An 8,092-nucleotide genomic window follows, 5' to 3' on the forward strand; every position below is an offset into this window, starting at 1 on the left:
CGTCCCGTACGCCGTCGACCCAGGCAGAGCCGAGCAGACGTGGCCCCCGGCGGGTGGCGGTCGTTCGTACAGTGGCGCGCTCCACCTAGGCGCCAGGAACCACGCCCGCTCCACGGTGTGTGGGTCCACGGCGGACGGGAGGAGAGCCGGGGGTGAGTGGTGGGTACGGGGATAGCCTCGGTACCTGATCTCAAAAATCGAGGGCACAGTGGTCAGGCCGTCTGCACATCACGGCAGGTCAAACGTAGGGGTGGGGTGGATGAGCGCAAGTGTGGAGCGCGAGCGCTGGGAGCTGCGGGCGGAAGGCGACGTGGGGCCGCTGCGGTTCGGGATGTCTCCGGCAGAGGTCGCCGAGGCACTGGTGGTCTCCGGGCCGGAGGCACGGGTTGGCGGACCGTACGGGCAGGAAGACTTCCCAGGCGGCGTGAAGGCGTTTTACGACGCGGGCAGGCTTGCGTGCATCGCGCTGGATGCACTCGCCGGTCCGCAGGTCTTCCTGGCGGACTTCCCGCTGGCAGGGAGCGATCCGGCACAGGGCCACCAGTTCCTCCTGGACCACGCCGCCGAGCACGGGAACTGGGTGCTTTACACCCCTGACGCATCGCTCTCCCTGACCGATCTCGGAATCCTCCTGCGTGAGCAGCGGGTCGGGGGCGCGCTCCTGACACGCCCGCTCTTCGTGAAGGAGGAGTGGTTGGAGTCGGAGTACTACCGCGACCGCCTTCCGCTGGAAGGTGTCCCAGGCTGAGCGGGGTACGCAGAGGTGCGCGCCGCCGGACCCTGTCGTAGGAGTGAGCCACAGTCGCAGGTCACCCAAGTCGATCTGCGACACTGGAACCACCATGCCCAAGCCCGGAGAACTCACTTTCGTCGCGCCGCGCGGAGCCAAGAAGCCGCCGCGGCATCTTGCCGATCTCACGCCTGCCGAGCGCAAGGACGCTGTCGCGGAGGCCGGGGAGAAGCCGTTCCGCGCCAAGCAGTTGTCGCAGCACTACTTCTCCCGGTTCGCGCACGACCCCGAGGAGTGGACGGATATTCCGGCCGGCTCCCGGGCCAAGCTCCAGGAGGCGCTGTTTCCGGAGCTGATGTCGGTGGTCAGGCATCTGGCCACGGACCAGGGGACCACCCGTAAGACCCTGTGGCGGCTGTTCGACGGCACGCTCGTGGAGTCGGTGCTGATGCGGTACCCGGACCGGGTGACCATGTGCATCAGCTCGCAGGCCGGATGCGGGATGAACTGTCCGTTCTGTGCCACGGGCCAGGCCGGGCTCGACCGGAATCTGTCCACCGCCGAGATCGTGCACCAGATCGTGGACGGGATGCGGGCGCTCAGGGACGGGGACGTGCCCGGTGGGCCCGCTCGGCTCTCCAACATCGTCTTCATGGGGATGGGCGAGCCGCTCGCCAACTACAAGCGGGTTGTCCAAGCCATCCGGGCGCTCACCGACCCCGCTCCTGACGGGCTCGGGCTGTCGCAGCGCGGGATCACCGTGTCGACCGTCGGTCTCGTCCCCGCCATCCACCGTTTCGCGGACGAGGGCCTCAAGTGCCGTCTCGCGATCTCCCTGCACGCCCCCGACGACGAGCTGCGCGACACCCTCGTCCCCGTGAACACGCGGTGGAAGGTGCGCGAGGTGCTGGACGCCGGGTTCGAGTACACGGAGAAGTCGGGCCGTCGGCTCTCCATCGAGTACGCGCTGATCCGGGACATCAACGACCAGGCGTGGCGTGGCGACCGGCTCGGCCGGCTGCTCAAGGGCAGGCCCGTGCATGTCAATCTGATCCCGCTGAACCCGACCCCCGGCTCCAAGTGGACCGCCTCCCGCCCCGAGGACGAGAAGGCGTTCGTGGAGGCCATCGCCGCGCACGGCGTGCCGGTGACCGTGCGGGACACCCGGGGTCAGGAGATCGACGGGGCGTGTGGTCAGCTCGCCGCCACCGAGCGGTAACCTGGGCCGGTCGTACAACGCAATAGTCGTATAACGTCATGCCTCTACAACTTCATACGCGTCATACATCTGCATATTCCGACAGGGGAGCGCCACAGCGCTGAGAGTGCGGCAATCGGGCCGCAGACCCTCTGAACCTCGCCCAGGTCATTCTGGGTAGGAAGTTCGGTCACCACTCAAGCTGTTGCGCCCTGCCCGGGCTCCGTCCGCGGAGACCGGGCGGGGCCGCGTCTCTTCCTGGCCAGAACCAGGAGGAACATCCAGTGCACACCAAGACCCTCGTGGCCGCGGCGGTCGGCCTCGGCCTGGTCACGCTGTCCGCGTGCGGCTCCAGCAACGCCGACACCGGTCACGCGGCCGCCGACACCAAGACCATCACCCTGGTCAGCCACGACTCGTGGGCCGCGTCCAAGAGCGTCATCCAGGACTTCGAGAAGCAGTCCGGCTACAAGGTCCGCGTTCTCAAGGACGGCGACGCCGGTCAGGCCGTCAACAAGGCGATCCTCACCAAGGACCACCCCCAGGGCGACGTCCTCTTCGGCGTCGACAACACCCTGCTCTCCCGCGCCCTCGACAACGGCCTCTTCCAGCCGTACGCCGCGAAGGGCCTCGACCAGGTCGACGCCGCCTTCCAGTTGGACGGCGCCAAGCACCGCGTCACGCCCGTCGACTACGGCGACATCTGCGTGAACTACGACAAGGCGTACTTCACGAAGCACAAGCTCACGCCCCCGCAGACCTTCGCGGACCTCGCCGACCCGAAGTACAAGAACCTCCTGGTCACCGAGAACGCCTCCACCTCCTCGCCCGGCCTCGGCTTCCTGCTCGGCAGCGCCGCCCGCTACGGCGACAAGGACTGGCAGGGCTACTGGAAGAAGCTCAAGGCCAACGGCGTGAAGGTCGTGGACGGCTGGGAGCAGGCCTACTACCAGGAGTTCTCCGGCTCCTCCGAGGGCAAGAAGGCGGGCGGCGACCGTCCGCTCGTCGTCTCCTACGCCTCCTCGCCGCCCGCCGAGGTCATCTACGCCAAGAAGCGGCCCGCGACCGCCCCGACCGGCGTCTCCGAGGGCACCTGCTTCCGCCAGACCGAGTTCGCCGGACTGCTCGGCCACGCGAAGAACCCCAAGGGCGGCAAGGCGTTCCTCGACTTCCTGCTGTCGAAGAAGTTCCAGGAGGACATGCCGCTGAACATGTTCGTGTACCCGGTGGTCAAGGGCACCAAGGTCCCCGCCGAGTTCACCGAGTACGGCCCCGCGGCCAAGGACCCGGAGACCATGGCGCCCGGCCGGATCGCCGCCAACCGCGACCAGTGGGTCAGCTCGTGGACGTCGCTCGTACTCAAGTAGCCGTGCGGCAGGCGGCCACGCGGCGCACCCGTGCGAACGCGGCCCGGCTCGGTCTCATGGCCGTGCCGGCCGCGTTCTTCGCGGTGTTCTTCGCCTGGCCCGTGACCGCGATCGTGCTGCGCGGCCTGAAGGCGGACGGCACCTGGCACCTCGGACGCGTCGCGGACGTCCTCCTCCGCCCCGACATCCGCCATGTGCTGTGGTTCACCACCTGGCAGGCGCTCGCCTCCACCGCGCTCACCCTGCTGCTCGCGCTGCCCGCCGCCTATGTCTTCGCCCGGCTCGACTTCCCCGGCAAACAGGTGCTGCGGGCCGTCATCACCGTGCCGTTCGTGCTGCCGACCGTGGTCGTCGGCACCGCCTTCCTGGCCCTCGTCGGCCACGGAGGACTCCTGGACGAGCTGTGGGGCGTACGTCTGGACACCACGGTCTGGGCGATCCTGCTCGCGCACGTCTTCTTCAACTACGCCGTGGTCGTGCGTACCGTCGGCGGCCTGTGGGCCCAGCTGGATCCGCGCCAGGAGGAGGCGGCCCGGATGCTCGGCGCGTCCCCGCTGCGCGCCTGGCGGCAGGTCACCCTGCCCGCGCTCGCGCCTGCCGTGGCCGCCGCCGCGCTGATGGTGTTCCTGTTCACCTTCACGTCCTTCGGTGTGGTGCAGATCCTCGGCGGGCCCACCTTCTCCACCCTGGAGGTGGAGATCTACCGGCAGACCTCCGAGGTCTTCGACCTCACCACCGCCGCCGTCCTCACCCTGCTCCAGTTCGCGGCGGTCGGCGCCATCCTCGCCGTGCACGCCTGGACCGTACGGCGGCGCGAGAGCACCCTGCGCCTGGTGGACGCCTCGGTCACCGCCCGCCGCCCGCGCGGCACCGGTCAGCGGGCGCTGCTCGCCGGGGTCCTCGCCACCGTCGCCCTGCTCCTGGTCCTCCCGCTCGCCGTGCTCGTCCGCCGCTCCCTGGACGCGCCCGGCTTCGCCTACTACCGGGCGCTCACCGACGCCGACGGCGGTACGTTCCTGACGGCGCCGCTGAACGCGGTGTGGACCTCGCTTGAGTACGCGGTCGCCGCCACCGCCATCGCCCTGGCCGTAGGCGGACTCGCCGCGGCCGCGCTGGCCCGGCGGGACGCGGGACGGCTGGTGCGCGGGTTCGACGCGCTGCTGATGCTGCCGCTCGGCGTCTCCGCCGTGACCGTCGGCTTCGGCTTCCTGATCGCCCTGGACCGGCCGCCGCTGGACCTGCGCGAGTCCTGGATCCTCATCCCGCTCGCCCAGGCCCTGGTCGGCGCCCCCTTCGTCGTACGGACCATGCTGCCCGTGCTGCGCGCGGTGGACGTACGCCTGAGGGAGGCGGCCTCCGTGCTCGGGGCCTCGCCCTGGCGGGTGTGGCGCGAGGTCGATCTGCCGCTGGTGCGCAGGGCGTTGCTGGTCGCGGCCGGGTTCGCGTTCGCCGTGTCCCTGGGCGAGTTCGGGGCGACCGTCTTCATCGCGCGCCCCGACAACCCGACCCTGCCCGTCGCGGTGGCCCGCCTGCTGAGCCGCCCCGGGGAGCTGAACTACGGCCAGGCGATGGCCCTTTCCACGATTCTCATGGTCGTCTGCGTGGCCGCCCTGCTCCTCCTGGAGCGGGTCCGCGTGGACCGGACGGGGGAGTTCTGATGCTGCTGAGCCTTCGGGAGGCGACCGTACGCCTCGGCGGGCGGCCCGTGCTGGACGGCGTGGACCTCGACGTGGCCGAGCACGAGGTGGTGTGCGTGCTCGGGCCGAGCGGCAGCGGCAAGTCCACGCTGCTCAGGGCGGTCGCCGGGCTCCAACCGCTCGATGCCGGACGGGTGTTGCTCGACGGCCGCGACCAGGCGGACGTGCCCGCGCACCGGCGGGGCGTGGGGCTGATGTTCCAGGACCACCAGCTCTTCCCGCAGCGGGACGTGGGCGGCAACGTCGCCTTCGGACCGCGCATGCACGGGGTCTCCAAGGCCGAACGGGACGCCGAGGTGCGCGAGTTGCTGGAGCTGGTCGGGCTGCCCGGCGCCGAACGGCGGGCGGTGGCCGGGCTGTCCGGCGGCGAGCAGCAACGGGTCGCGCTCGCGCGGGCCCTCGCGCCCCGGCCCCGGCTGCTGATGCTGGACGAGCCGCTCGGCCAGCTCGACCGCTCGCTGCGCGAACGCCTGGTGGTCGAACTCCGGGAACTCTTCGGCCGGTTGGGAACCACCGTGCTCGCCGTCACGCACGACCAGGGCGAGGCGTTCGCCCTCGCCGACCGGGTGGTGGTGATGCGGGACGGACGGATCGCCCAGTCCGGTACGCCACTTGAGGTGTGGAAGCGGCCCGCCGACGCGTTCGTGGCCCGCTTCCTCGGCTTCGACAACGTGGTGGCGGCGACCGTCACCGACGCGGTCGCGGACACCCCGTGGGGAAAGCTGCCGGTGCCGGAGGGCTCGCCCCAGGGTGGCCGCGAACTGCTCGTACGGCCCGCCGGAGTCCGGCTCGTGGCGGAGGACGCGGGACTGCCGTGCACGGTGGCCGCGCGCACCTTCAAGGGCACCCATGTGTCGGTGCGGCTGCGGCCCCGCGACGGCGGGCCCCTCCTGGAGGCGGCCTGCGCGCTGGCCGACGCGCCGGAGACCGGGGCCGGAACCGGCGTGGTGTTCGACGCGGCGGACGTGGTCGTCCTCGGCTGACCACGACCGGAAGCGCGAACGGGAACGTGACCGGGAATGTGACCGGAAACGCGACCGCGGCCCGCCCCCGTGGATTCGGGGACGGGCCGCGGCCGTGAAGCGGTGGTGGGTGAAGTCCGGCGTCAGCTGCCGGTCTTCGCGCCACGACGGCGCATGCCGAAGTACACGGCGCCGCCGCCGACGACCACGAGGGCGCCCGCGACACCGGCGATCAGGCCGGTGTTGGAGTTGGCACCGGTCTCGGCGAGGTTCGAGTCACCGATCGCCGCGGACGGCGCGTTGCTCGGGACGGCGGAGGCCGGGGCCACGGCGCCGCTGCTCTCGGACGCCGAGTCGGACGGGGAGGCGCTCTCCTCGGCCGGCTTGGTCTCCGACGGGGACGGCTTGACGGTCTCGGAGGCGGAGGCGCTCGGGGCGGGAGCCTCCTCCTTCGCGCACGCCGTGGCCGGGGTGGTCAGGTTGGGCGTGATGTCCTTGTTCTTGATGAACCGGGGCACGTTGACGCTGACACGGTAGGTCGCGCCGGGCTTCCAGTCCTCGTCGAAGGTGATCTGGGCGCCTTCCTTGGTGCCGGTCACCTCCTGCTCGCCGATCTTCTTCTCGTCGGCGCCGTTGTTCTCCAGGTACACGGTGACGGTGGCCTTCTGGCCGGAGAAGTCCTTGTCGGTGACGACGATGGAACCCTTGTCACCGTTGCAGACAGCCGTGGCCGAGAACTCGCTGATGTTGCACGCGAGAGCCTGACCGGAGATACCCAGGACCATCGCGGCGGACGCGGAGGCAAGACCCAGGACGCGCACGGAGCGGCGTGCGTTGCGGCGGGATATGGACAAGTCTTGTCCTTTGCTGAGTGCAGAACTGCGGGGGGTAGTGGGGGCGTTGGGGCGGGGTGAGGCACAGCCCCGGCACCCCCACGAGACACACAGGTTTATAAGCGCTCCATAAGGAGTGTCAATGCGTAGGCGCCTGTGAGCCGTTGACTTTACCGTCTTATTAACTGAAGAGACGTTTCAACGCCTCGGGCGCCGACTCTATCCGGTCGCTGACCTGGCCAAGTACCGCCCCCCGAACGGTAGTTCAGCCCTGGACCGCCGCCGGGTCCATCCACATGACCTCCCAGGTGTGCCCGTCGAGGTCGTCGAAGGCGCGGCCGTACATGAAGCCGTGGTCCTGCGGCTCGCCGTGTGCGGTGCCGCCCGCCGCGATCGCCCTGTCCACCAGCTCGTCCACCCGCGCACGGCTCTCGGCGCTCAGGCAGAGCAGCACCTCGCTGGAGGTCCGCGCGTCCACGATCTCCTTGTCGGTGAAGCGGGCTTAGTGCTCGCGGGTCATGAGCATCGCCACGATGGTGTCGCTGATGACGACACAGGCGTTCTCGTCGGTGCAGAACTGCGGGTTGATCTCGTAGCCCAGCTCGGTGAAGAACTTCCGCGCGGCCGGGACGTCGGCGGTGACCAGGTTGACGAAGATCATCTGGCGGTACATGGGGCCCTCCGGGGTCCGTGCGTTCGATGGTGTCCGCCGGTGCAGACGGTGGGCGGCCCCGGAACTCATCGGTGCCCTCAGCGGGTTGTGGGCAGCGCGGACAAGTAGGCGATCAGCAGGGTCAGCGGCCCGAACACCGCGAGCAGGGCGCCCGCCCGCAGCGCGGCGGCACTGCGCAGCATCGTCGCCGGGGCACCCAGGCGCAGCAGCGCCGCGTTGGTGTCGGCGCGGGTCTGGCGGGCCTCCACGGCGGCGGTCAGCAGCGTGGCCAGCGTGCAGCCGGCCACCACCAGCGTGGCGAGCAGGGTCAGCGGACCGAAGGGCGGGGCGGAGCGGTCGTACAGCACGGTCATCGCGAACGCGGCCGACGCCACCGCGCAGAGCACACCGAGCGGGCGCCCGATCCGCGTCGCCTCGGCCATCAGGACCCGCCCGGCCAGCAGCCTGAGCGCGCCGGGCTGCGCGCACTGCAGCAGGCGTCCGGCGAGGTACGTCAGCCCGGGCGCGGCCAGGACGAGACCGAGGGCGGTGAGCATCCAGCCCGCCAGCACCGCGGCGCCCTCGGCGGGCAGCGCGGCGAGCGAGGGCGCGGGCGTGACCCGGCCCGCGTACGCCTGGACCGCGAGACCGCC

Annotated in this window: 6 protein-coding genes, 2 pseudogenes and 1 riboswitch; of the genes and pseudogenes, 5 read left to right on the forward strand and 3 right to left on the reverse strand. The window is 70.6% G+C overall.

Translation table 11 applies throughout. From position 1 onward, the window contains the following. Positions 1-271 precede the first annotated feature (271 nt). The 5 genes from GTW40_RS14165 (at position 272) to GTW40_RS14185 (ending at position 5,975) form a co-directional block, all read left to right on the forward strand. On the forward strand, positions 272-748 hold the full coding sequence (locus GTW40_RS14165) for a hypothetical protein (RefSeq protein ID WP_343245695.1): 477 nt from the start codon (positions 272-274) through the stop codon (positions 746-748). Positions 749-842: 94 nt separating this feature from the next. Next, complete coding sequence (rlmN, locus tag GTW40_RS14170) at positions 843-1,949, forward strand: 23S rRNA (adenine(2503)-C(2))-methyltransferase RlmN (protein WP_161180528.1); 1,107 nt, start codon at positions 843-845, stop codon at positions 1,947-1,949. Positions 1,950-2,022: 73 nt separating this feature from the next. Next, positions 2,023-2,130: riboswitch (TPP riboswitch) on the forward strand. A gap of 82 nt (positions 2,131-2,212) precedes the next feature. Beyond that, positions 2,213-3,295, forward strand: a complete 1,083-nt coding sequence (locus GTW40_RS14175; RefSeq protein ID WP_161180529.1) for a thiamine ABC transporter substrate-binding protein — start codon at positions 2,213-2,215, stop codon at positions 3,293-3,295. Positions 3,296-3,351: 56 nt separating this feature from the next. Further along, entirely contained in the window at positions 3,352-4,953 is a 1,602-nt protein-coding gene (locus GTW40_RS14180) for an iron ABC transporter permease (RefSeq protein WP_161180537.1), read from the forward strand. Further along, entirely contained in the window at positions 4,953-5,975 is a 1,023-nt protein-coding gene (locus tag GTW40_RS14185) for an ABC transporter ATP-binding protein (RefSeq protein WP_161180530.1), read from the forward strand. The genes GTW40_RS14180 and GTW40_RS14185 overlap by 1 nt, the downstream gene beginning before the upstream one ends. Positions 5,976-6,097: 122 nt before the next feature. On the opposite strand, the gene GTW40_RS14190 is transcribed toward GTW40_RS14185, so the two are convergent. The 3 genes and pseudogenes from GTW40_RS14190 to GTW40_RS14200 form a co-directional block, all read right to left on the reverse strand. Beyond that, the gene (locus GTW40_RS14190; RefSeq protein WP_202485860.1) at positions 6,098-6,808 is read right to left on the reverse strand and encodes an LAETG motif-containing sortase-dependent surface protein; all 711 of its coding nucleotides are present in this window, start codon (positions 6,806-6,808) and stop codon (positions 6,098-6,100) included. A gap of 244 nt (positions 6,809-7,052) precedes the next feature. Next, positions 7,053-7,460: pseudogene (locus GTW40_RS14195) on the reverse strand (VOC family protein). A 77-nt stretch (positions 7,461-7,537) separates the two neighbouring features. Then, positions 7,538-8,092: pseudogene (locus GTW40_RS14200) on the reverse strand (hypothetical protein); the annotation flags it as partial.

This window comes from Streptomyces sp. SID4985 (assembly GCF_009863025.1).
Classification (GTDB): domain Bacteria; phylum Actinomycetota; class Actinomycetes; order Streptomycetales; family Streptomycetaceae; genus Streptomyces.